The 22,565-nt window shown below is 39.9% G+C and carries 19 protein-coding genes and 1 pseudogene; 10 read left to right on the top strand and 10 right to left on the bottom strand.

All coding sequences use genetic code 11. From position 1 onward, the window contains the following. The first annotated feature begins 211 nt into the window (after positions 1–211). Positions 212–1,318 (top strand): aspartate-semialdehyde dehydrogenase, encoded by a 1,107-nt coding sequence (asd, locus tag JEP40_RS04070; protein WP_198622575.1) that lies wholly within the window; start codon positions 212–214, stop codon positions 1,316–1,318. Positions 1,319–1,405: 87 nt separating this feature from the next. On the opposite strand, the gene gyrB is transcribed toward asd, so the two are convergent. From gyrB to dnaA, 4 genes are read right to left on the bottom strand one after another with little or no spacing between them, the layout of a single operon-like run. Then, a complete protein-coding gene (gyrB, locus tag JEP40_RS04065; RefSeq protein WP_198622574.1) occupies positions 1,406–3,820 on the bottom strand; it encodes a DNA topoisomerase (ATP-hydrolyzing) subunit B in 2,415 nt (804 codons plus the stop codon). Positions 3,821–3,840: 20 nt separating this feature from the next. Then, entirely contained in the window at positions 3,841–4,929 is a 1,089-nt protein-coding gene (recF, locus tag JEP40_RS04060) for a DNA replication/repair protein RecF (protein ID WP_072070479.1), read from the bottom strand. 11 nt (positions 4,930–4,940) lie between these two features. Further along, on the bottom strand, positions 4,941–6,044 hold the full coding sequence (gene dnaN, locus JEP40_RS04055; protein WP_109409835.1) for a DNA polymerase III subunit beta: 1,104 nt from the start codon (positions 6,042–6,044) through the stop codon (positions 4,941–4,943). 4 nt (positions 6,045–6,048) lie between these two features. Beyond that, on the bottom strand, positions 6,049–7,449 hold the full coding sequence (dnaA, locus tag JEP40_RS04050; protein ID WP_198622573.1) for a chromosomal replication initiator protein DnaA: 1,401 nt from the start codon (positions 7,447–7,449) through the stop codon (positions 6,049–6,051). Positions 7,450–8,203: 754 nt separating this feature from the next. On the opposite strand from dnaA, the gene rpmH reads away from it, so the two are divergent. The 9 genes and pseudogenes from rpmH (at position 8,204) to JEP40_RS04005 (ending at position 15,337) form a co-directional block, all read left to right on the top strand. Then, positions 8,204–8,347 carry a 50S ribosomal protein L34 gene (rpmH, locus tag JEP40_RS04045; protein WP_036933424.1) on the top strand — a complete coding sequence of 48 codons (144 nt, stop codon included), beginning with the start codon at positions 8,204–8,206 and terminating at the stop codon, positions 8,345–8,347. Between the two features lie 17 nt (positions 8,348–8,364). Further along, positions 8,365–8,724: a ribonuclease P protein component gene (gene rnpA, locus JEP40_RS04040; protein ID WP_071788569.1), complete on the top strand. Its 360-nt coding sequence runs from the start codon at positions 8,365–8,367 to the stop codon at positions 8,722–8,724. Further along, positions 8,688–8,948 carry a membrane protein insertion efficiency factor YidD gene (yidD, locus tag JEP40_RS04035; protein ID WP_072070482.1) on the top strand — a complete coding sequence of 87 codons (261 nt, stop codon included), beginning with the start codon at positions 8,688–8,690 and terminating at the stop codon, positions 8,946–8,948. The genes rnpA and yidD overlap by 37 nt, the downstream gene beginning before the upstream one ends. A 2-nt stretch (positions 8,949–8,950) precedes the next feature. Beyond that, the gene (gene yidC, locus JEP40_RS04030; RefSeq protein ID WP_198622572.1) at positions 8,951–10,591 is read left to right on the top strand and encodes a membrane protein insertase YidC; all 1,641 of its coding nucleotides are present in this window, start codon (positions 8,951–8,953) and stop codon (positions 10,589–10,591) included. A gap of 137 nt (positions 10,592–10,728) precedes the next feature. Next, complete coding sequence (gene mnmE, locus JEP40_RS04025) at positions 10,729–12,093, top strand: tRNA uridine-5-carboxymethylaminomethyl(34) synthesis GTPase MnmE (protein ID WP_198622571.1); 1,365 nt, start codon at positions 10,729–10,731, stop codon at positions 12,091–12,093. A 261-nt stretch (positions 12,094–12,354) separates the two neighbouring features. Beyond that, positions 12,355–12,564, top strand: a pseudogene (locus tag JEP40_RS04020) (RES family NAD+ phosphorylase); the annotation flags it as partial. Positions 12,565–12,899: 335 nt separating this feature from the next. After that, positions 12,900–13,157, top strand: coding sequence for a helix-turn-helix domain-containing protein (locus tag JEP40_RS04015; protein ID WP_004249771.1), 258 nt, complete (start codon positions 12,900–12,902; stop codon positions 13,155–13,157). Next, positions 13,158–14,471: a type II toxin-antitoxin system HipA family toxin gene (locus JEP40_RS04010; RefSeq protein WP_198622570.1), complete on the top strand. Its 1,314-nt coding sequence runs from the start codon at positions 13,158–13,160 to the stop codon at positions 14,469–14,471. Positions 14,472–14,875: 404 nt separating this feature from the next. Beyond that, the gene (locus JEP40_RS04005) at positions 14,876–15,337 is read left to right on the top strand and encodes a DUF1097 domain-containing protein (protein ID WP_198622569.1); all 462 of its coding nucleotides are present in this window, start codon (positions 14,876–14,878) and stop codon (positions 15,335–15,337) included. A gap of 75 nt (positions 15,338–15,412) precedes the next feature. Here JEP40_RS04005 and JEP40_RS04000 read toward each other — a convergent pair whose 3' ends face one another. From JEP40_RS04000 to JEP40_RS03975, 6 genes are all read right to left on the bottom strand, one after another. Next, entirely contained in the window at positions 15,413–16,192 is a 780-nt protein-coding gene (locus JEP40_RS04000; RefSeq protein WP_198622568.1) for an ABC transporter ATP-binding protein, read from the bottom strand. Positions 16,193–16,275: 83 nt separating this feature from the next. After that, positions 16,276–18,357 (bottom strand): TonB-dependent receptor, encoded by a 2,082-nt coding sequence (locus tag JEP40_RS03995; protein WP_198622567.1) that lies wholly within the window; start codon positions 18,355–18,357, stop codon positions 16,276–16,278. Positions 18,358–18,563: 206 nt separating this feature from the next. Next, entirely contained in the window at positions 18,564–19,604 is a 1,041-nt protein-coding gene (locus JEP40_RS03990) for a FecCD family ABC transporter permease (protein WP_198622566.1), read from the bottom strand. Then, a complete protein-coding gene (locus tag JEP40_RS03985; RefSeq protein ID WP_198622565.1) occupies positions 19,601–20,608 on the bottom strand; it encodes a FecCD family ABC transporter permease in 1,008 nt (335 codons plus the stop codon). The genes JEP40_RS03990 and JEP40_RS03985 overlap by 4 nt, the downstream gene beginning before the upstream one ends. Positions 20,609–20,611: 3 nt before the next feature. After that, positions 20,612–21,571, bottom strand: a complete 960-nt coding sequence (fepB, locus tag JEP40_RS03980) for a Fe2+-enterobactin ABC transporter substrate-binding protein (protein ID WP_198622564.1) — start codon at positions 21,569–21,571, stop codon at positions 20,612–20,614. A gap of 189 nt (positions 21,572–21,760) precedes the next feature. Further along, entirely contained in the window at positions 21,761–22,561 is an 801-nt protein-coding gene (locus tag JEP40_RS03975) for an energy transducer TonB (protein WP_198622563.1), read from the bottom strand. Positions 22,562–22,565: the final 4 nt, after the last annotated feature.

Below are 22,565 nucleotides of genomic sequence, written 5' to 3'. Positions count from 1 at the left end.
ACATTTTTATGGCAAGCCTATTTTCTTTTTTAACAACTCATTGATATTTGTTCGTTCTGTGACTTTCTTTTGTTAACTCTACGAAGACTATAAGAAACACTTCTAATTCTTTGGTAAATAATCAATAAATTCACTTGCACCTATCTCTATATTTTGTCAGGTTAGTGTGAGGTCTCTCACTATTCCTACAGACAAAGACAGGGTAACTACAATGAAAAATGTTGGTTTTGTGGGCTGGCGTGGTATGGTCGGCTCCGTTTTAATGCAAAGAATGGTTGAAGAACGTGATTTTGATGGGATAAACCCTGTTTTCTTCACCACATCTCAATTGGGTGAAGCAGCACCTGCTTATGGTAATCACCGTAGCACTCTGCAAGATGCTTATGATATTGATACCCTAGCATCACTCGATATTATTATTAGTTGCCAAGGCGGTGACTATACCAATGAAATCTATCCAAAACTGCGCCAAGCAGGTTGGCAAGGTTACTGGATTGATGCCGCATCTGCGTTACGTATGAATGATGATGCTGTGATTATTCTCGATCCCGTCAACGGTCAACATATTCAAGACAGCTTAAACAAAGGCATTAAAGCGTTTGTTGGTGGTAACTGTACGGTCAGTTTAATGCTGATGTCATTAGGTGGTCTATTTACTAACAACTTAGTGGAATGGGCAAGTGTCTCTACCTATCAAGCAGCTTCTGGGGCTGGCGCTCGTCATATGAGAGAGTTACTGTCACAAATGGGCTCGCTACATACTCAAGTCGTGAAAGAGCTTGAAAACCCAGCTTCAGCCATCTTAGATATCGAACGTAAAGTGACTAACTTTACGCGCAGTGGTGCGATGCCAACGGAGCAATTTGGTGTTCCTCTGGCGGGTAGCTTGATCCCTTGGATTGATAAACAATTAGAAAATGGCCAAAGTCGTGAAGAGTGGAAAGGACAAGCAGAAACCAATAAGATTTTAAACACAGGTTCAAATATTATTCCTGTTGATGGTCTTTGTGTTCGTATTGGTGCATTGCGTTGCCACAGCCAAGCATTTACTTTAAAACTGAAAAAAGATTTACCTGTTGCGGAAATTGAACAATTACTTGCCAGCCATAACGACTGGGTAAAAGTCATTCCTAATGATCGTGAATTGACTATTAGAGAATTAACACCTGCAGCAGTAACGGGTACATTGAGCACACCTGTAGGGCGTATTCGCAAACTGAATATGGGCCCTGAATTTATTTCAGCTTTTACTGTTGGTGACCAATTGTTATGGGGTGCCGCAGAACCTTTACGCCGTATGCTGAATATTCTGCGTTAATCTTTCGATAAAATATCGTCTATAAATATAAAAAAACCAGCTAATTAATTAGCTGGTTTTTATTTTATGTGATGAAATCACTCGTAATTAGATATCAATATTTGCCGCTTTCAGCGCATTCTCTTCGATAAAGGCACGACGTGGTTCAACCGCATCACCCATTAACGTAGTGAATAACTCATCCGTTGCAATCGCATCTTTAACAGTCACTTGCATCATACGACGTGTATCTGGGTTCATGGTGGTTTCCCATAATTGCTCTGGGTTCATTTCACCAAGACCTTTATAACGTTGTACAGCAAGGCCACGACGTGATTCTTTTGTTAGCCACTCAAGCGCTTCTTCAAAGCTTGAAATCACCTGACGACGCTCTCCACGTTCAATAAACGCACCATCTTCAATCAGGTTACCGATAATGTCACCTAAATGAGTAATACGTTGATATTCGCTACTGTGGATAAAGTCATAATCCAGTTTATAGTCTGTATCAATACCGTAAGTACGAATTCGTAATACAGGCTCAAATAAACGGTTTTCATCGTTTTGAGTGATAGTATAGCTATAAGTACTGCTTTGCTCTTCCGCATTATTTAAACGGTTGACCAAGCCACTCATCCACTCTTCAACTTTGGTTTTATCAGATAAATCTTCTTCTGTGAGCGTTGAGTGATACACCAAGCTGTTTAACATGCTCAGTGGATAAATACGCTCCATACGACGAATAATTTTATGTGCAGCATGGTAGTCAACAACCAATTTTTCAAGTTGCTCACCGTGCATTGCTGGTGCATGTTCACTAATATAAAGTGCTGCGCCATCAAGTGCGATAGACATCAGGTATTCGTCCATCGCGTCATCATCTTTGATGTATTGCTCTTGCTTCCCTTTCTTCACTTTGTAAAGTGGTGGTTGAGCAATAAAGATATGACCACGTTCGATAATTTCTGGCATTTGACGATAGAAAAATGTCAGTAACAAGGTACGAATGTGAGAACCATCGACGTCGGCATCCGTCATGATGATAATACTGTGATAACGCAGTTTATCTGGGTTATATTCATCACGACCGATACCACAACCTAATGCGGTAATTAATGTTGCTACTTCTTGAGACGCCAGCATTTTATCAAAACGCGCTTTCTCAACGTTTAGAATTTTACCTTTTAACGGCAAAATAGCCTGCGTTTTACGGTTACGCCCTTGTTTTGCAGAGCCACCCGCAGAATCCCCTTCCACTAAATACAGTTCAGAGAAAGCAGGATCACGTTCAGAACAGTCTGCTAATTTACCTGGTAAGCCACCTAAGTCTAAAGCGCCTTTACGACGTGTCATCTCGCGTGCTTTACGTGCAGCTTCACGAGCGCGAGCAGCATCAATAATTTTGCCAACAACAATTTTGGCGTCATTTGGATTTTCTAACAGGTATTCCACCAGCTTCTCATTCATCAGCGTTTCTACGGCTGTTTTAACTTCAGAAGAAACCAGTTTGTCTTTTGTTTGTGACGAGAATTTAGGATCAGGTACTTTAACAGAGATAACCGCAATCAGACCTTCACGAGCATCATCACCTGTTGCACTGATTTTTGATTTCTTATTAAAGCCTTCTTTATCCATATAGTTGTTTAACGTACGCGTCATTGCTGTACGGAAACCGACTAAGTGTGTACCACCATCACGTTGAGGAATGTTATTGGTAAAACAATAAACATTCTCTTGGAAACCATCATTCCATAGCATCGCAACTTCAACACCAATACCATCTTTTTCGGTGGAGAAATAGAATACATTTTGGTGAATTGGCGTTTTATTACGGCTTAAGTATTCAACGAATGCCTTAATACCACCTTCGTAGTGGAAATGATCTTCACGATTATCACGTTTATCAATTAAACGGATAGAAACGCCTGAGTTTAAGAATGACAACTCACGAAGACGTTTTGCTAAAATTTCATACTGGAATTCAGTCTCACCTTTAAAGGTTTCAAGACTAGGCCAGAAGCGAACAAATGTTCCTGATTTTTCAGTATCACCAATTACTTTTAAGCGATCATCAGGTACACCATGACGATAAATTTGCTGATGGATTTTTCCATCGCGATGAATAGTCAGTTCGAGTTTTTCAGACAACGCATTAACAACAGAAACCCCTACACCATGAAGTCCACCAGAGACTTTATAGGAGTTATCATCGAATTTACCCCCAGCATGCAGAACCGTCATAATAACTTCTGCTGCTGAAACACCCTCTTCTTGGTGAATGCCGGTTGGAATTCCACGACCATCATCTCGAACAGAGACGGAGTTATCTGAATGGATAGTGACAATAATCTCATCACAGAAACCCGCGAGGGCTTCGTCGATTGCGTTGTCGACCACCTCGAAGACCATGTGATGCAGACCGGTTCCATCATCTGTATCCCCGATATACATCCCCGGGCGCTTACGCACCGCATCCAGCCCTTTTAATACTTTGATACTTGAGGAGTCATATGTATTCGACATCAACGTTTCTCGCTTTATTCCTATGGTTTAACCTCTATTTTGCCACGTTCTACGCTAAATAGCCTGCTATTTACATCTAGCATATCTTTCACTTGCCCTTGTGTTATCGCACTGACAAACACTTGAGCTTGCGTAGATTTTAGACGCTCGGCTAATAACTGACGCCGACTTGCATCTAATTCGGAAGCAAAATCATCGAGCAGATACAGGCATCTTTGCCCATTCTTACGAGTGAAATATTCACCTTGCGCCAGTCTCAGAGCACACATCAATAGCTTGAGCTGACCTCGTGACAACATATCTTCTACTGGCGTGCCATTTGCTCTAATGCGTAGATCTGCTTTATGAGCACCAAGTGAGGTATACGCTAACATTTTATCACGTTCAAATTGACGTGCTAGCAACTCACCATAATCAGTTTCTTTATCCCAGCCTCGCTGAAAACTGACTTTCAGCGAAAATTCAGGTAAAAACAGACGACACGTTTCTTCAATATCTTTAGCGATATCTTCGGTATATTGAGCTCGCCATTCACTTATCTGTTGCGTTAATAAGATAAGTTCTTTATCCCAAGGCATCAGCTGTCGATAAGACGTTGCTTGCCTTAGTGCTGCATTACGTTGCTTTAAAACACGTTTTAAATCCGACCATGCAGCGAAAAATCGAGGTTCATTATGAAAACAACCCCAATCGATAAACGCGCGACGATATTTAGGCCCACCATTTAGTAAGGTAAAACCTTCAGGTGTAATTAATTGCATGGGTAACAATTTTGCTAATTCTGCAATTTTATGACCATCGCTTCCGTCAATGCGTACCGTGCTATTACCTTCGCGATCTTTACTCAATCCAATCGCATAGCCACGGCTCTCTTCATTAAGCCCACTTAAGCGCCCATGAAGAATAAATTCATTTTCATCATGTTGGATCACGCGATTTGCTTGAGAACTACGAAATGCTCGTCCATGTCCTAAGGTGTAAATCGCTTCAAGTATACTTGTTTTACCACTCCCGTTTGGTCCAACAAGAAAATTAAAGCCATCCGCTAATGGCAGATCCGCCTGTTCAATATTTCTAAAATGGCGGATCAATAAACGGGATAAAATCATGTTAGTGACTATTATAAACGCATTGGCATAACAACATAAGCAGCCGCAGAACTTGCCACATTTTCAACTTGAACACTTGAAACGGCATCCGTTAGTAACAGCTTAACTTCTTCACATTTCAAGGTATTCAATACATCAAGGAGATAGCTGACATTAAAGCCAATTTCCATTTCTTCACCTTGATACTGAACATCAACAATTTCTTCTGCTTCTTCTTGCTCAGGGTTGTTCGCTGTGATTTTCAATTGACCACTTGTGAGGTTAATACGCACACCGCGGAATTTCTCATTAGATAAAATTGCAGCACGAGAAAATGCCTGCTTAAGAATATCACAACCTGCAATCACTGTTTTTGTTGGGTTTTTCGGTAATACGCGACGATAGTCAGGGAAACGACCATCAACCAACTTCGAGGTAAAAATAAAGTCACCCACATGCGCACGTATATTGTTACTACCGATTTGCAGTTGCAGTGAACTCTCACCACCACCATCCAGTAGACGCATTAATTCGATAACACCTTTACGAGGGACAATAACTGAGTGGCCAGGTAAAGATTGCCCGATATCCATCGAACATACGGCTAAACGGTGCCCATCTGTTGCAACTGTGCGTAATTCTGTATTTTCAGTTTCAAACAACATACCGTTGAGGTAATAACGCACATCTTGATGTGCCATTGAAAACTGTGTGGATTCAATGAGGCGTTTTAATGTTGCTTGAGGCAAGGTAAATTCAACATCACTTTGCCAATCATCTAAGTTAGGAAAATCAGATGCTGGTAAAGTTGATAATGAAAAACGGCTACGACCTGAGCGCACTAAAAGGCGATCACCATCGAGCTCAACACTGATTTCTGCGCCTTCTGGTAACCCACGCCAAATATCAAAAAACTTACGCGCAGGAACAGTTGTGGCGCCAATTTCATGAGACTGGCTGAGGTTAACTCTCGCCACCATCTCCATTTCAAGGTCAGTTCCTGTTAGTGATAAGGTGTTCTCAGTCACCTTAAGCAATAAGTTACCTAAAATAGGTAAGGTAGGACGACCACCCAAAGGGCCACTCACTTGTTGTAGCGGCTTAAGAAGCTGTTCACGTTCAATGATAAATTTCATAGCGCTAGGATGATAATGTTCTGATTAAGTTAGAAAAATCTTCTTTGATATCGTGACTTTCTTCACGCAATTGCTCTATTTTACGACATGCATGAAGAACAGTTGTATGATCACGACCACCAAAGGCATCCCCGATTTCAGGCAAGCTGTGGTTTGTGAGTTCCTTTGCCAGCGCCATTGCCATTTGCCTCGGACGGGCAACCGATCGGGATCTCCGCTTCGACAGTAAATCGGCCACTTTAATTTTATAATATTCAGCAACTGTTTTTTGAATATTATCGATAGTGACTAATTTTTCTTGTAGAGCGAGTAAATCACGTAATGCTTCACGTACAAAGTCGATAGTAATCGCACGACCTGTAAAATTCGCGTTAGCAATTACTCGGTTTAATGCACCTTCAAGCTCACGGACGTTAGAACGAAGTCTTTTAGCAATAAAAAAAGCCACTTCGTCAGGTAACTGAATTTGGTTTTCATCCGCTTTTTTCATCAAAATCGCGACTCGGGTTTCAAGTTCTGGTGGCTCAATCGCTACCGTTAATCCCCAACCAAAGCGTGATTTTAATCTATCTTCAACACCGTTAATCTCTTTTGGATAACGGTCTGAGGTTAAAATAATTTGCTGATTACCCTCTAACAATGCGTTAAAGGTATGAAAAAATTCTTCTTGTGAACGCTCTTTATTGGCAAAAAATTGAATATCATCAATTAATAGTGCATCCACAGAACGGTAATAACGTTTAAAGTCTTCTATCGCATTATTTTGTAACGCTTTTACCATATCTTGTACGAAACGTTCAGAGTGCATATAAACCACTTTTGCATTCGCTTTACGTTCCATAATGCTGTTACCCACTGCGTGTAACAAGTGCGTTTTACCAAGCCCTGTTCCACCATATAAAAAGAGTGGGTTATAAGCACCACCAGGATTATCAGCAACTTGTCTTGCTGCAGCTCTCGCTAGCTGGTTAGATTTACCTTCAACAAAGTTATCAAACTTATGTTTTGGGTTAACATTAGAGCGATAATTCAGCTCAGGCAGTTGAGATGCGGGTTGATTATCCCAGCTAGGGCGAACAGGCTGACTATACGTAGGTGCCGTATTTACTGTTGGGTGTACAACAGCTTTAGGAACACTTTCCGTTGTACGTGTCGATGCAGGTTTATTACCTACTTCAAAGCGTAAAGAAGGGACTTCAGAGCCACAAAAATCCACTAATAACGCATTGATATTATTAATGTATTTTTCTCTTACCCAATCTAAAACAAAACGATTAGGTGCATACAGCGCCAGCGTATTATCGCTTAATTCTGCCTGCAAGGGACGTATCCACATACTAAATTCAGTGGCAGGTAACTCATCCTGCAATCGGGCAAGACAATGCTGCCAAAGCGAAAGTGACACGGCGGACTCCCCTAAAAAAACAAGACTAAAAAATAAACAGGAAAAATGCAGTTGTACAATGCAACTAAACACAGCGTGCTTAAACACAAAGTGCACAACATCGTTCCTCTTCAATTCTTAATAAGGAACAACTCTTGGTGACAACGATTTATTTACATCGTGATTCACGATCGCAGACTGGCTATTCTGATCGTGACGGGGGATCATATCGCAAAATGAAACGAAGATCCTCTTTCTTTTGCACAGTTTTTATGGTTTTTATCCACAGGCTTGATGATTTGTGATAATTCACCAAATGAAATATGCAAAGGCATTCTAGTGTACTTGAGTCGCCCTACAATTAGCAATTGGGGATAACTTTCTCTTTGCATAAATCTCTCTTTCTTATGGTAAGTGATCAAATATCTCTCACTTGATCCATCAAAGATCCTTGCGCTTTCACCATGAGTCCGTATAATCTTGCACCCTGCGTGCTTGTACCAACAAAGTCACTTATTAAGGCTCTCTTTTAGGTCGCTAATAAGCGTACTCGTTGCGCATAAGTCAGGATTGATTATCGGGTTTGCTAAAAAAGACGACAAAAATCGGTACTTAAAGCGTCATCTTGATTGACGCATTTGAGTGATTTTATTACAATCCCGCATCTTTCCATCATTGATGCTGCGATTGAAGTACCGGTTTGTTTATTTATTGCACGCCTGTCTGTCAACGCATTTGCTGAATCAGTAATTATATTAAGTAGGTAGAAATCGCCATGAAACGCACTTTTCAACCGTCTGTACTGAAGCGCAACCGTAACCACGGCTTCCGCGCTCGTATGGCCACTAAAAATGGTCGTCAGGTTCTGGCTCGCCGTCGTGCGAAAGGCCGCTCTCGTCTGACCGTTTCTTCGAAATAATAAAAGCTAACCATTCCGTGGTTAAGCTCGCTTTTCCAAGGGAGTTACGTTTGTTAACTCCCAAGCATTTCAATTTTGTTTTCCAGCAACCACAACGCGCGAGTTCACCAGAAGTTACTATTTTGGGTCGCCAGAATGAGCTGGGGCATCCCCGCATCGGTCTAACAATCGCAAAGAAAAACGTTAAACGTGCTCATGAGCGCAATCGTATTAAACGATTAGCCCGTGAATACTTTCGTTTACATCAGCATGAATTACCGCCGATGGATTTTGTGTTATTAGTAAGAAAAGGGGTTGCAGAACTTGATAACCACCAATTGACGGAAGTGTTGGGTAAATTATGGCGTCGTCATTGTCGCTTGGCTCAAAAGTCCTGATCTTGCTGATTAGGGGCTATCAACTGGGGATTAGTCCTCTGTTGGGGCCTCGTTGTCGTTTTAATCCTACGTGCTCTCATTATGGAATTGAGGCATTGCGCAGGTTTGGAATGATAAAAGGTAGTTGGTTAACAGTGAAACGCATATTAAAATGCCACCCTTTACACGAAGGTGGTGATGATCCTGTCCCACCTAGAAAAAACGACGATAACAGAGAAAATTAACGATGGATTCGCAACGCAATCTTCTATTCATCGCTTTGCTGTTCGTTTCTTTCCTGATCTGGCAGCAGTGGGAGGGTGATAAAGTTTCACAAAACACCACCACTACTACTCAGATCTCGCAACAAGCGGACATGCCAAGTAGTGATAGTCTTGCTGTAACTGGTAACAGCAATGAGCAGGCAAAATTGATTACCGTAAAAACTGACGTACTTGATCTTAGTATCAATACTCAGGGCGGTACAATCGATGAGGCTGATTTGTTAGCCTATCCCGCCGAGCTTAATTCACAGACACCTTTCCGTTTACTGGAAACTACACCTCAATTCCTGTATCAGGCTCAAAGTGGCTTAATCGGCCCGGATGGTCCAGATCAGAAATCTCGCCCAGTCTATACTGCTGATAAAAACGAATTCATACTTGGTGAAAATCAAGATGAATTACGCGTACCTATGACTTTTGTGAATGAAGATGGCGTAAAATTCGTCAAAACCTTTATTCTGAAAAAAGGTCAGTACGATATCGGTATTGAATATAAAATTGAGAATACAACAGATAAAACACTGACAATGAACTTCTACGGTCAGTTAAAGCAATCTGTTAAATTGCCAGAAAGCCGTGATACTGGTAGTAGCAACTTTGCGCTACACACTTATCGTGGTGCGGCATATTCCTCAGATGAAACCAACTATAAAAAATATAGTTTTGGTGATATCGAAGATAAAAACTTATCTCTAACCACGAATAATGGTTGGATTGCGATGTTACAACAATACTTCGCAACAGCATGGGTTCCTTCTAAAGATAGTCAGAACAATAACTTCTACTCGATTACTTTAGAAAATAAATCCATTGCTCTGATTGGTTATAAATCAGCACCTGTCACTATTGCACCAAATAGTACAGCTGACATCACCTCTACATTATGGGTTGGCCCTGAGATCCAGTCTGAAATGTCTGCTATCGCGCCACATTTAGACCTATCTGTAGACTATGGTTGGTTATGGTTTATCTCTCAGCCACTGTTCAAACTGTTGAAATTCCTTCACAGCTTTATCGGTAACTGGGGCTTCTCCATCATCATGATCACCTTTATCGTTCGTGGTATCATGTACCCGCTGACCAAAGCGCAGTACACCTCCATGGCGAAAATGCGTTTACTGCAACCAAAACTGGCTGCTCTGCGTGAGCGTATTGGTGATGACAAACAACGTATGAGCCAAGAAATGATGGCGTTATACAAACAAGAGAAAGTGAATCCTCTGGGTGGGTGTTTACCGCTGATTATCCAGATGCCAATCTTCCTTGCGTTGTATTACATGCTGATGGGCTCAGTTGAATTACGTCATGCTCCATTTATGTTATGGATCCAAGATTTGTCTGCACAAGACCCATACTACATCCTGCCATTATTAATGGGTGTAACTATGTTCGTCATTCAGAAACTGTCTCCAACTGCAGTAACTGATCCGATGCAACAAAAGATCATGACCTTTATGCCGGTTGTATTTACTGTATTCTTCCTGTGGTTCCCATCAGGTCTGGTTCTGTACTATATCGTCAGTAACTTAGTGACCATCATCCAGCAGCAGTTAATTTACCGCGGTCTGGAAAAACGTGGCTTACACAGCAGAGACAAAAAATAAGGTCATATGAGGAAAAACCTCTTCCTTGGTTACATTCAAAGGAAAGTGACATAAAATAGCGAAGGCGGTCATTATAGACCGCCTTCTGTTTTTTAATTTTAGATGATTAATGATTATTCTGATTAAGCGAGTACACCATGCATAGCACTGATACTATCGTCGCTCAGGCCACACCTCCTGGAAGAGGCGGTGTTGGTATCCTGCGCGTTTCTGGGCCTAAAGCGGCTCTTGTGGCACAAACCGTCTTAGGCAAATTGCCTAAACCTCGTTATGCCGATTATCTGCCGTTTCGTAACGAAGATAACTCCGTGCTTGATCAGGGTATCGCCCTTTTCTTCCCTAACCCTAACTCTTTTACGGGTGAAGATGTTTTAGAACTGCAAGGCCATGGTGGCCCAATTATTCTTGATTTATTACTAAAACGTATTTTACAAATTCCTGGTGTACGTATCGCTAATCCTGGTGAGTTTTCTGAACGTGCATTTTTAAATGACAAACTCGATTTAGCACAAGCAGAAGCCATTGCCGATTTAATTGATGCCAGCTCAGAGCAAGCAGCGCGCTCAGCAATTAACTCATTACAAGGTGCATTTTCCTCTCATATTAACGAGATGGTGGAATCGTTAACCCATTTGCGCATTTATGTTGAAGCAGCCATTGATTTCCCAGATGAAGAAATTGATTTTCTTTCTGACGGTATCATTGAAGGAAAACTTAACGCTGTTATTGCTGAGTTGGATGATGTTCGTGCTCAAGCTCGCCAAGGTAGCTTATTACGTGAAGGGATGAAAGTGGTTATCGCGGGTCGTCCTAATGCGGGTAAATCGAGTCTATTAAATGCATTAGCTGGCAGAGAAGCCGCAATTGTTACAGATATTGCTGGTACAACGCGTGATGTATTACGCGAACATATCCACATTGATGGTATGCCGTTGCATATTATCGATACTGCGGGTTTACGTGAAGCCAGCGATGAAGTTGAACGTATTGGTATTGAGCGTGCTTGGAAAGAGATTGAGCAAGCAGATAGAGTGCTCTTTATGGTTGATAGCACAACAACGGATGCAACAACACCTGAAGATATCTGGCCTGAATTTATGGCTCGATTACCAAACACCTTACCCGTTACTGTTATTCGTAACAAATCTGACCTAACCGGTGAAAATGTCGAGATCACAGCTCAAGGTAATTACCCAATGATCCGTTTATCTGCACGTGATGGAATGGGGATTGAATTACTTCGCTCACACTTAAAAGAAGCGATGGGCTTTAATAGTAACACTGAAGGTGGCTTCTTAGCACGCCGTCGCCACTTACAAGCCTTAAATACTGCAGCAGAACATTTACAGCAAGGTCATGAGCAACTAGTTTATGCAAAATCAGGTGAGTTATTGGCAGAAGAGTTAAGACTCGCTCAACAAGCATTAAGTGAGATCACCGGTGAATTTACTTCAGATGACTTATTAGGTCGTATTTTCTCTAGCTTTTGTATTGGGAAATAAGTTTTAGTCTATCCTAGCCTGAGAACGTTCACTAACTCGCATTAACTACATGTTAATGCGAGCTTTTACTTTCTGTACTGGTCCATCGCCGTGCGAGTTTATACGTGATTTTTGTGTCCTGATTATGCCCATCTTTAAATTCCTCGAATGTAATTGTTTGTTTTTTGAGCTAAAAATCACATCGAATGGACACACTGTTGAGATGAAGTATGGCACTTTTAATTCGGTCAGGCACTTGAAAAACTCATTACAACAATAAATGAAGATATGGGAGCACCTCCAAATCGATATGCTAATCATGGGCGAGCGAACCCAACAGGTATTCCATATTTATATTTAGGATCAATGCCAGATACAGCGATCTCTGAGATTAGACCGCACACTGGTGAAATAGCAACGGTAGCTGAGTTTGAAATCCCAGCAGTACTAATTATTGTTGATTTAAGAGAACCGAGAAAACATGTTTCTCCCTCCCCAGATCTACCTATCTTCAACTCATAGTAGCACCCATAAAAGCTTCCCGTTCTAAGACGAACTACGACGCCTTTGACGGTCAGCCCATGCTGGTAACTCCCCCTATGAAGTGTTAAAAAATAAGCTTGGTCTTTATAAGACTAAACGTCAGCCGAGGTTATGAGTAACACAGCTAGATTTTCCAGCTTCTGTATTAACCCGCTATACCGTGTAAATTTTAACTTACCGGTTATAGCAGGTAGTTTTAATTCTACACGCTATAACCATTAGATCTTGATCTACACGTTATAACAGGTATATTAGATGTTAACGCCTATAACCGGTAGAAGATAATGATTATAATTAACGCCTATCAACTCAGCGTACATCTAAAGGATGTCCGATTAACAAAAAAACTGTCTCAAAGTAAAGTTGCCCAAAAAGTAGGGATCCGACAAGATACCGTGTCCAATTTTGAACTTAATCCTAATTCCACCAAACTAGAAACTTTTTTCAAACTACTCTCCGCACTAAATTTAGAGATGGAAATTCATCCTAAAGATGCTAAAAATAATTTAGCACACAAAAGTGAGTGGAAGGAGGAGTGGTAAATGGCGAGTCTTGATGTATATATGAATGAATACTATGTGGGCATTTTTACTAAAAAAAGCTCAGGTGCGCATTCATTCCAATATGCTGAAGATTGGGTTAATCAACTAGGAAGTCGTCCTATCTCTCTTTCGATGCCATTACAACTTCAAGAATATCAAGGAGACTGTGTCTATAATTTCTTTGATAATCTGTTACCTGATAATACTGAAATTAGAAATCGTATTGTGAGTCGCTATAATGCGAACTCAAGTCAACCCTTTGATCTATTAGCGGCTATCGGTGCAGATACTGTTGGTGCATTAAGGTTACTTCCTAGTGGCAGTACGCCCGCGAATATCAAAAAAATAGCATATCACAAACTCGATGATACTGAGCTTGAGAGAATTCTACTAGGATATCAATCCAATACTCCACTCGGTATGCTTGAAGAATATACTGATTTCAGAATTTCCATCGCTGGAGCACAAGAAAAAACCGCGTTACTTTTAAAAGATAATCATTGGTGCGTACCACATAATAACACACCCACTACCCACATTATTAAACTGCCAATTGGCGTTATTGAAAGTCATTCTTATACAATGGATTTATCCAATAGTGTAGAAAATGAGTATCTTTGTACCTTAATTGCCAAAGAATTTGATCTTCCCGTCCCTCACTGCTCTATTATTAAAACAAAAAATATTAAAGCGCTTGCTGTAGAACGTTTTGATAGAAAATATTCATCAGATAAATCGTGGATAATACGTTTACCTCAAGAAGATTTTTGCCAAATTTTAAATATACCTTCTGCTCTAAAATATGAAAATGAAGGAGGGCCTGGCATTATCGATATTATGAAATATTTACTTGGCTCATCAAATGCCGATCAAGATCGTTTTCATTTTATGAAGGCGCAAGTGCTATTTTGGCTTTTGGCTGCAACAGATGGACATGCAAAGAATTTTTCTGTTTTTATCAACCAAGAAGGACGTTTCCATCTCACTCCTCTTTATGACATTATGTCTATCTATCCCAATTTCGGAGGAAGAGGACTTAATCCACGAGATGCAAAACTTGCTATGGGATTAAAAGCAAGCCGAGGTAAAAAATACGCAATAGAACAAATTTTCCCTCGCCATTTTTACCAAACAGCTGAAGCTGTCGGTTTCGATCCTTCATTGATGAGCGATATTCTTCATTATTTTTATCAAGAAATGGACGATGTCATACAACGCGTAAAACAGCAACTACCCGACAATTTCCCTTCTGAGATTAGCAATACAATATTGGATGGAATGAAAGCACGTGCTATTAGATTAGCTAATATTTAGCTGCTTACCTGCTATAGCGTGTAATTCTGAATTTAACGGCTATAGCAGGTAAAAGTTAAATGCATTACGATTAAACTTAAGAAATAAAATTTTTCAAAAAGAGTAAGATAAATTACTTAACTTTTTTACTTTTATATTATTTAATACTATTTTTTAATTAAACTATTAATAATAAATATTGAATAATAGACCTAGTTATTTTTTATTTAATCATGATTCCAATACGCAATCGTTTACATTGTCTTTTTCTTTTTTTTAAAGAAAAATAGATTTTACATATAGAAAAAATATGTATTTAAATGATGATGTTTAATGATCTAAATATAGTAAATTAACTAATGACAATGTTAAACTTCGCCTTTAGTTAACTGGGTAAATATCCCCCTTATATTTAAGAGTCTATCGTGAGAACGCTTTATTTTACTGCGCTGACAACAGGCATTCTTTCTGCCATTTGGGCATTTATTGCTAATCAATTTGGTTTATTAAGCTGGGCTGGCTTTTTAGGTTGTACCGCTTATTTTGCTTATCCTAAGGAAGGCATTAAAGGATTAGCGGTCACAATAGCAACCATTATGAGTGGCGTAATTTGGGCATTAGCCATTATTTATGGTAGCCAGATTTTTAATGATATTTCTGTTTTCGGCTATGCCGTAACGGGTGTTATTGCCTTTGTAATGTGCATTCAAGCTAAAAGCGCCTTACTTGCTTATATTCCCGGCACTTTTATTGGAGCATGCACCATTTTTGCTGCGCAAGGCGATCTCACTCAAACCATCCCTTCACTAATCGTGGGTGTTTTATTTGGTTATGCAATGAAAATGAGTGGAATTTGGGTTGCCAATAAATGGCCCAAAACAGCGTAATTTATTTATGCTAACCCAAATCGAAAAGCGGTATTTAGTCACACTAAAGCCGCTTTTTTATTGCTCAACAATAAGTTAGCAAGGTACTATCATTGGTGTTCCAACAATAGGATCGGAAATAATTTTACATTCTAAATCAAAAACTTGTTTTATTAATGCCTCATTAATAATAGATTGTGGCTGGCCCTGTGCAATAATTTGACCTTTTACCATGACCACTAGGTTATCTGCGTAACGACAAGCTTGGTTTAAATCATGTAAAACAGCAACGACAGTACGCCCTTGTTGTTGATTAAGCTTTCGAAAGATATTCAGTAATTCTATTTGATAAGCAATATCCAAATATGTTGTTGGCTCATCTAACAGCAAAATCTCCGCTTGTTGCGCTAATACCATCGCAACCCAAACCCGTTGTCTTTGTCCTCCAGATAATGAATCTACCGTTTTATCTGCAAATTCAACTATTCCGGTCTCTTTCATTGCCGTTTCTACGGCTAACTTGTCTTCTCTGCTCCATTGATGCATAAAGCTTTGGTGAGGAAATCGCCCTCTTGCAACTAAATTAGCTACAGTGATCCCCGAAGGTGCTTGCATCGTTTGTGGTAATAACGCGATTTGACGAGCTAACTTTTTAGTTGGCAATGCAGTTAAAGGCTGTCCATCTAATGAAACATGACCTGATAATGGTTTTAATAAACAACACAAGCTGCGCAATAACGTTGATTTACCACAACCATTAGGACCAATAATGACGGTGACTTTTTTATCAGGAATAGAAAGAGAAATATCTTGGCAAATCGTTGTTTGTTGATATCCCAACGTTAAACAGTGTGTCTGTAATCGGCTATTGTGCATAACATTATCTTTTTATTGAATTATCACATTAGATAAAATAAGGGTGATGATAAGTTAACATCACCCTTTTCTGTGATTTATATTTAGAAACGAACTTCTACTGAAGCACCGATCATACGTGGGCGCTGATAAATAGCGGTATCTTTATTATTATCTGGAATAAGAATTCGTTTATCTGAATCAAATAAATTCTGAGCAAATAACGTTGTTCTACCCCATTTAAAGTTATATCCAAGCTGTAAATTGGCTAACCAAAAACTATCGACTTTTCCACTATCCGCATTATTCGCATTAGAGAAATAATCACCCGAGAACTGAACATTACCGCTAATATCCATAGCCTGAGTTAATTGATATTTAGCACCGACATTCGCCGTGTAACTTGGCGCACGAGCCAGCTCTTTGCCTTCAATACCACTATTACCAAAGTCTTTAATTTTGGTTTTTAATAAACCGACACCTGTATTTAATTCAAGGGAGTCTATTGGTTGATAAGCCACCGTTAATTCCGCACCGTAAGTTTCTACTTTTTTCGCATTGCGAATAGTGGAAGAATTTGGCCCCAAATAGAAAGGTAATTGCATATCTTTATAGTCGTTATAGAACAAATTCGTCATCACACTTAATTTGTTGTCAAGCAGGCTATTACGTGTATAAAGGCTATAGTTCCACACATATTCTGGGGAATAAACATAAGTGACAATTGGCTTACCAATCGTCACGCCGGCACCCCCTCCGTTATAACCACGCCCTACCGCAAAACCGACGGTTTGATTCACACCCGGTTTCCATGCAATATCCGCTTTAGGTAAGAAAGTGTTATAGGTTTCATCAAAATCGATAGCAACAGTCGCACTCCCCCCGTTACGAGTATGGTGCTCCCGTTCAAAACGCCCGGATAACGTGACATCAATTTTAGGAAATAGTGCGTAAGTTAATGAACCATAAGCGGAAGCTGTTTCTGTTTTATCATCAAAATAACTGCCACCAAAGATATTCACAAATTCATCTTGTTTAGCATGGAAATAACGTAGACCAAAAATCCCGCTTAATGCTTCACTGTCCGTTTTAAAACGGAGCATAGGTTCAAATTCAAATTCTTTAGCATCAATATCTGCACGAGGGCTTTGTGCTTCTGTTAAGCGACGTGTTGAAAAGTCAGTATAAATCAGAGTGTTTTCAACACTTAAATTGTCATTCGCTTCCCATGTGGTATTTAAAATACCACTGGTTGTTTTACGTTTAATCACAGGACGGAAGCGTGATGCTGCATTCGGTGCAAGATTGCTCGCCATATTAGCTTCATTTTGCGGTGATCGACTATCAAGATGGCTGACTGTTAGCTTGGCTTTAAAGTCAGGATTATCTAAAGAGTCATAGAGCAGTTTTCCGCGAAATGTATTGGAGTGAATATCTCGCGGATCACCTGTCGGAGAGTATTTATCCATATGCACAAAGCTTTCACGCTCTTGTCTTTCTGCAGTAAAACGAAACGCTAATTTATCTTCAATCAGTGGCCCAGAAGTCATCACGGCATATTCACGAAGATCTTGCTGCCCCGCCCCCAGTTTTACTGCATTTTCCCAATAGAATGTTGGATCTTGAGTTTTCACCAAAATTGCACCAGCAATAGCATTTCGACCTTGCACATAACTTTGCGGATCACGGAAAATTTCAACGGTATTCACATCCCATAACGATTGAGCGCCATAACCAAATTCATTATAGGTAAATGAGCGTCCATCAACAGAGAAGTTAACTCTTGGGCGAGTACCGCCTAAAAAAGCAATTGCTCCTTGTGCTGGCCCTGAACCATCAACACCCCGAATAGCGGGTAAAGCATTGCTATTCCCATTATCAACAATATTCGGTGTCATTTGCAGTAATGTATTCACATCCGCATTTGGAATAGCTTCTATTTTTTTCGCATCATACACTGTGACACTTGAGCCGGTGTCATAAATAGATTTATTGAGTTTCTCACCCGTTACAATTAACACATCCACTTTTTCATCGTGTTTTTTGTTATCTTGTAGCCTTGATGTTTTTTCTATTTCTTGTGCATTTACATAAGGAACCGCAATACATAGCGTTCCTAATAAAGCCACTTGTACAAGTGTTGTTATTGTGGCTTTTTTAGCGCGTAGAGTAAGAACAGCAGACATAAGTCTATACCTTTCATGCCATAGAGCATGCCATTAGACGATTTATAAAATACCCACATTACATCCTAAAAATTTAATAAGTCTTTTTGGCGACCATCCTTTTCACTCATCCATAAGTTGATAAATATTTACTTTATTTATTATTATTCATTAACATTATATAAAATGATAATCATTATATATACGTAATAAAAATCATTATCAGTCTAGGCTTTATATTTTCGTGTTAGTAGCCACAACAAATAAAGTCCGCCAATAACACCCGTCATTAAACCTACGGGCATCGTGACATCAATAGGTAGGCTTTGTGACAATACGTCAGCAGAAAGCAAAAGAAGTGCTCCCATTAGTGCAGAGCCTACGATGGGTAGCTTTCCTGAGTGGCTTAATCGGATCACTAATTGAGGTGCTGCGAGTGCAACAAAAGCAATCGGTCCGGCGCTGGCAGTCGCTAATGAAGCGAGTAATACCGCACTAAAAATCATCACCCATCTTACTCGGCCAACATTGACGCCTAATTGTTGTGCCATATCATCCCCCATTTCCATTAAAGTGAGTGATTTAGCATAAAAAACAATGAGAGGAACAAGCAGCAGTAAACCGATAAAAGTAGGATAAACATGCGACCAAGTACGAGCATTTAACGAACCAGCAAGCCAAAGATTGGCCATAATGGCATTATCAATATTGCCCTTTACCAACAATAAACCATTAAAGGCATGTAAAATGGCACCGATGCCAATACCGATTAAAATCATGGTGTAACCGGACATAACACCATTTTTTAATGACAGCAGATAAACGATTAATGCCGTTGCCATTCCACCTATTAACGTAGAAATAGCGATATCCACAACCGCTCCATTAAAAATAATGATTTGCAGTAATGCCCCTGTTGCTGCCCCGGTTGTAAAGCCAATAACATCGGGTGAGCCCAAAACATTGCGGGAAATTGACTGGAAAATAGCGCCTGAAATACCTAATGCGGCCCCAACACCCATTGCGGTAAGTAGTCGAGGTAAACGGATATCCATTACAATTTTTTCTTTAATACCACCTTCTGATTGCCCGACAATAATATCTATTAACGTAGAAAATTCGATGGGGAACTTACCGGTTGTCAGAGCAAAAAAAGCGAGAAAAATCATCAAAAAAAACAGAATAAAAGCGATGACAATATCTTTGAGAGAGAAGCGCCAAGACCATGTACCCAATTGGTAGACAATCTCATTATTTTTAGATTTCATAATGTAATGATCCGCCAACGTTTAACCAAATAAATAAAGAAAGGCCCACCAATAAGTGAAATCATAATACCGACACTGATTTCGCCTGGTGTGCCGATTAATCGCCCTAAACAATCCGCCATCAGCATGATTAATGCACCAATTAACATCGACATAGGTAAGATCTTTCGATATTCAGCACCGACTAAACGGCGAGCAAAATGAGGAGCTGTTAAGCCTAAAAAACTAATAGGTCCAACCGCAGCGGTAGCACTTCCAGCAAGAAGAACTATCGAAAATGCTGACAATAGCCAAACTCGTTTTTGATTCGCACCTAACGCATGACTAATATCATCACCTAATGTCACTATATCTAACGAGCGTGTTAGCGAGTAAGCAATCACACTACCAATCACAACCAACACAGTAATAGGGTACAAAACATCGAAACTACGCCCTTGCAATGAACCCACGACCCAATGACGGAACTGATCAAAAACACGTTCATCACTATTGACCGTAATAAGTTGAGTAATAGCCAGTAAAACGACAGAAAGAGCAACGCCTGCAAGTACCATTCTAACGGGATTAAGCCCGTGTCTTACTCCACTAAGAAGATACACTCCAATACCCGCTAAAAAAGCGCCTAATAAACCAAACCACATATAAATAGTGACATCAGTGATCCCCGTTAATGCAATAACAGAGACGATCGCGACCATTGCCCCGGCATTAATTCCAAATAGTCCCGGATCAGCTAGTGGATTTCGTGTTAAAGCTTGCATTAACGTTCCAGCTCCACCTAATGCAACACCGATGACTATGGCTAATAATGTGCGAGGAAAGCGTAGATAACGTACTAATAAGTGCTCACTATTTGTCGTATCAAAATTGATAAAAGCCTGCCATGTTGTGTACATAGAAACATGCCGGCTTCCAACAAATAAGCTTAATAGTGCAAAAAAGAACAATAGGAGAATAGCACCTCTTATTCCCCACTTTATGGCGTAATGAGAAGTAAACATACGTTATTGCTTATGCGAATTAAAACGCGCAACCATATCGTTGATAATTTCTTGTGCACTGTAATAATCAATACGAAATGAATTTACGCCTAAACCATAAACTTGCTTATTTTTAACAGAAGGCAGATTTGCAAGGATAGGATCAGCCATAAACACATCTGCTTCTTTGGCGGTTCCACTTAAGAGAAAAGTGGTTGGTGCGGTGAGTTGCGTTAAATGCTCATATTGAGCCCACACAAAATCAGAAACAGGCTTATCTTTCGGCTGCCATGCAAGATCTGCACTTTCAATGGTAAAACCAAGTTGTTGTAATAATACCGCGTGAGGACTGGTAGGTAATGAAACAGGATTAACGGTACCGGCACCAAAATAAGAGATAATATTGACCTGACCTTCTGGAAGTTGTAGTGCTTCTTTGCCTTCTTTTACTAAGCTTGAAAAATGCTGTAGTAGTGTATCCGTCTCTTTTTCTTGGCCTGTCGCTTGTGCCAATTGTAAGGCCAAGCTTTCCCAACTCTGTTTGCCGTAATCTAAAACAATAGTAGGGGCGATTTGTTGAAGTTGTTCAACTTGAGGATAAACCGTATCACCACCATTTACGGAAACAACGATTAAATCAGGTGCATAAAGATAAGCCATTTCTAATGAGACACTGCCTGCTGACCATAATTTCTCAACCCCTCTTTCTTTTGCCACTTTATCCCATTGAGCAAAATATTGGCCATTTGCCGCGGTTGAACTTGCAACGACGGGCGCTTTCATTGCGAGTAATGTCCCAGTGATAGAAACTGACGCAGATAAAATACGTTGTGGCTTTGCTTTAATTTCAACTTTAGAGCCATCCACACTAGTAAATGTACGAGGCCAATATTGACTATCTGCGCCTACATCAGAAGCGTTAGCAATATTAACAAAGAGAGAAAAAAGGAAAAAAAAGGCAGTAGAGACAGCGAATTTAAACATAACTAATTTCCAAGTAAGCAAGCTTTACTTTAAATAATAAATGCAATTATTAATGTTAATCATAATCAATATCATTAACAATAGACATTTATGTACTTGTAATTGGAAAAATGCGAATGAGTGCACAAAAAATAACTTTATAAAAAAGCACCTAAGTTTAAATTTAACTTAAGTGCTTTCACTGGTTCACTAATTTAATTGAAAATCTAATGAGACAATTAAAGGGTTCAATAGGTTTTCAGGCTTAGGTCCTATCGATTTTACGCGTTTAACCGCAGCAATAGCCGCATTATCAAGGGAAGAAATACCAGAAGTACTTTCTATCTCAACCCTTGAAACTGTGCCTTCTGATGTTAGTGAAAAACTCACCACCACCTGGCCTTCATGCTGCATGCGACGAGCTTGTGATGGGTAGCGTTTATGACGCTCTATTTCTCGACGCAGTGAACTAATATAGTGATTGTCAGATTCACCTTGCCCTATTCCTTTCTCACTTAATGCATGACTTCTTCCGGCTAACGAGCTTGCTGTATGTTGCGTTAAGCTTTCTGCCGATGCTTCTGAAGCCGTTTGCGCTATTTGGCTTTCTAAATCACGCTGTTTTATCGGCTCTACTTTTTCTTGTACCACCTGTTTTTTTACTGGTGTAATTGATTTTGGTTTTATAGGTATGGGCTTCTCTTTTATTTTTTTAGGTGGTTTTTTTTTTGCTTCAACAAACTCCCCTTTTTCTGAACTCGGTAAAATAATGGCGCTGTCTTGAGGTTCAATTTTATCAATAAGCTCATGCACGACAGTAGATTGTTGGGGCGGTGAAAATACCACTTGGTAAACGGATAATGTATTTTCTTGTTGCTGATGAATATGGTGTGCACTTTCTGTCATAGAAAGTGAACGCAACACCCAACTTAATATGGCGATATAAACTAACGATATGCCAATCAGCCAATAATAAATATTAAGCGGTTGCCTGACAGAAAGTGCCAACATAAAT

It is taken from the genome of Proteus vulgaris (assembly GCF_016239305.1).
Classification (GTDB): Bacteria; Pseudomonadota; Gammaproteobacteria; order Enterobacterales; family Enterobacteriaceae; genus Proteus; species Proteus vulgaris_C.
The sequence above is the reverse complement of the archived record's forward strand: the minus strand, read 5'-3'. Positions and strand labels throughout refer to the sequence as shown.

Excerpts from the sequence above, each read along its gene's own strand:
- asd (WP_198622575.1), top strand. The coding sequence starts at position 212 with ATGAAAAATGTTGGTTTTGTGGGCTGGCGTGGTATGGTCGGCTCCGTT.
- gyrB (WP_198622574.1), bottom strand. The coding sequence starts at position 3,820 with ATGTCGAATACATATGACTCCTCAAGTATCAAAGTATTAAAAGGGCTG.
- recF (WP_072070479.1), bottom strand. The coding sequence starts at position 4,929 with ATGATTTTATCCCGTTTATTGATCCGCCATTTTAGAAATATTGAACAG.
- dnaN (WP_109409835.1), bottom strand. The coding sequence starts at position 6,044 with ATGAAATTTATCATTGAACGTGAACAGCTTCTTAAGCCGCTACAACAA.
- rpmH (WP_036933424.1), top strand. The coding sequence starts at position 8,204 with ATGAAACGCACTTTTCAACCGTCTGTACTGAAGCGCAACCGTAACCAC.
- yidD (WP_072070482.1), top strand. The coding sequence starts at position 8,688 with ATGGCGTCGTCATTGTCGCTTGGCTCAAAAGTCCTGATCTTGCTGATT.
- yidC (WP_198622572.1), top strand. The coding sequence starts at position 8,951 with ATGGATTCGCAACGCAATCTTCTATTCATCGCTTTGCTGTTCGTTTCT.
- mnmE (WP_198622571.1), top strand. The coding sequence starts at position 10,729 with ATGCATAGCACTGATACTATCGTCGCTCAGGCCACACCTCCTGGAAGA.
- JEP40_RS04015 (WP_004249771.1), top strand. The coding sequence starts at position 12,900 with ATGATTATAATTAACGCCTATCAACTCAGCGTACATCTAAAGGATGTC.
- JEP40_RS04010 (WP_198622570.1), top strand. The coding sequence starts at position 13,158 with ATGGCGAGTCTTGATGTATATATGAATGAATACTATGTGGGCATTTTT.
- JEP40_RS04000 (WP_198622568.1), bottom strand. The coding sequence starts at position 16,192 with ATGCACAATAGCCGATTACAGACACACTGTTTAACGTTGGGATATCAA.
- JEP40_RS03995 (WP_198622567.1), bottom strand. The coding sequence starts at position 18,357 with ATGTCTGCTGTTCTTACTCTACGCGCTAAAAAAGCCACAATAACAACA.
- JEP40_RS03990 (WP_198622566.1), bottom strand. The coding sequence starts at position 19,604 with ATGAAATCTAAAAATAATGAGATTGTCTACCAATTGGGTACATGGTCT.
- JEP40_RS03985 (WP_198622565.1), bottom strand. The coding sequence starts at position 20,608 with ATGTTTACTTCTCATTACGCCATAAAGTGGGGAATAAGAGGTGCTATT.
- fepB (WP_198622564.1), bottom strand. The coding sequence starts at position 21,571 with ATGTTTAAATTCGCTGTCTCTACTGCCTTTTTTTTCCTTTTTTCTCTC.
- JEP40_RS03975 (WP_198622563.1), bottom strand. The coding sequence starts at position 22,561 with ATGTTGGCACTTTCTGTCAGGCAACCGCTTAATATTTATTATTGGCTG.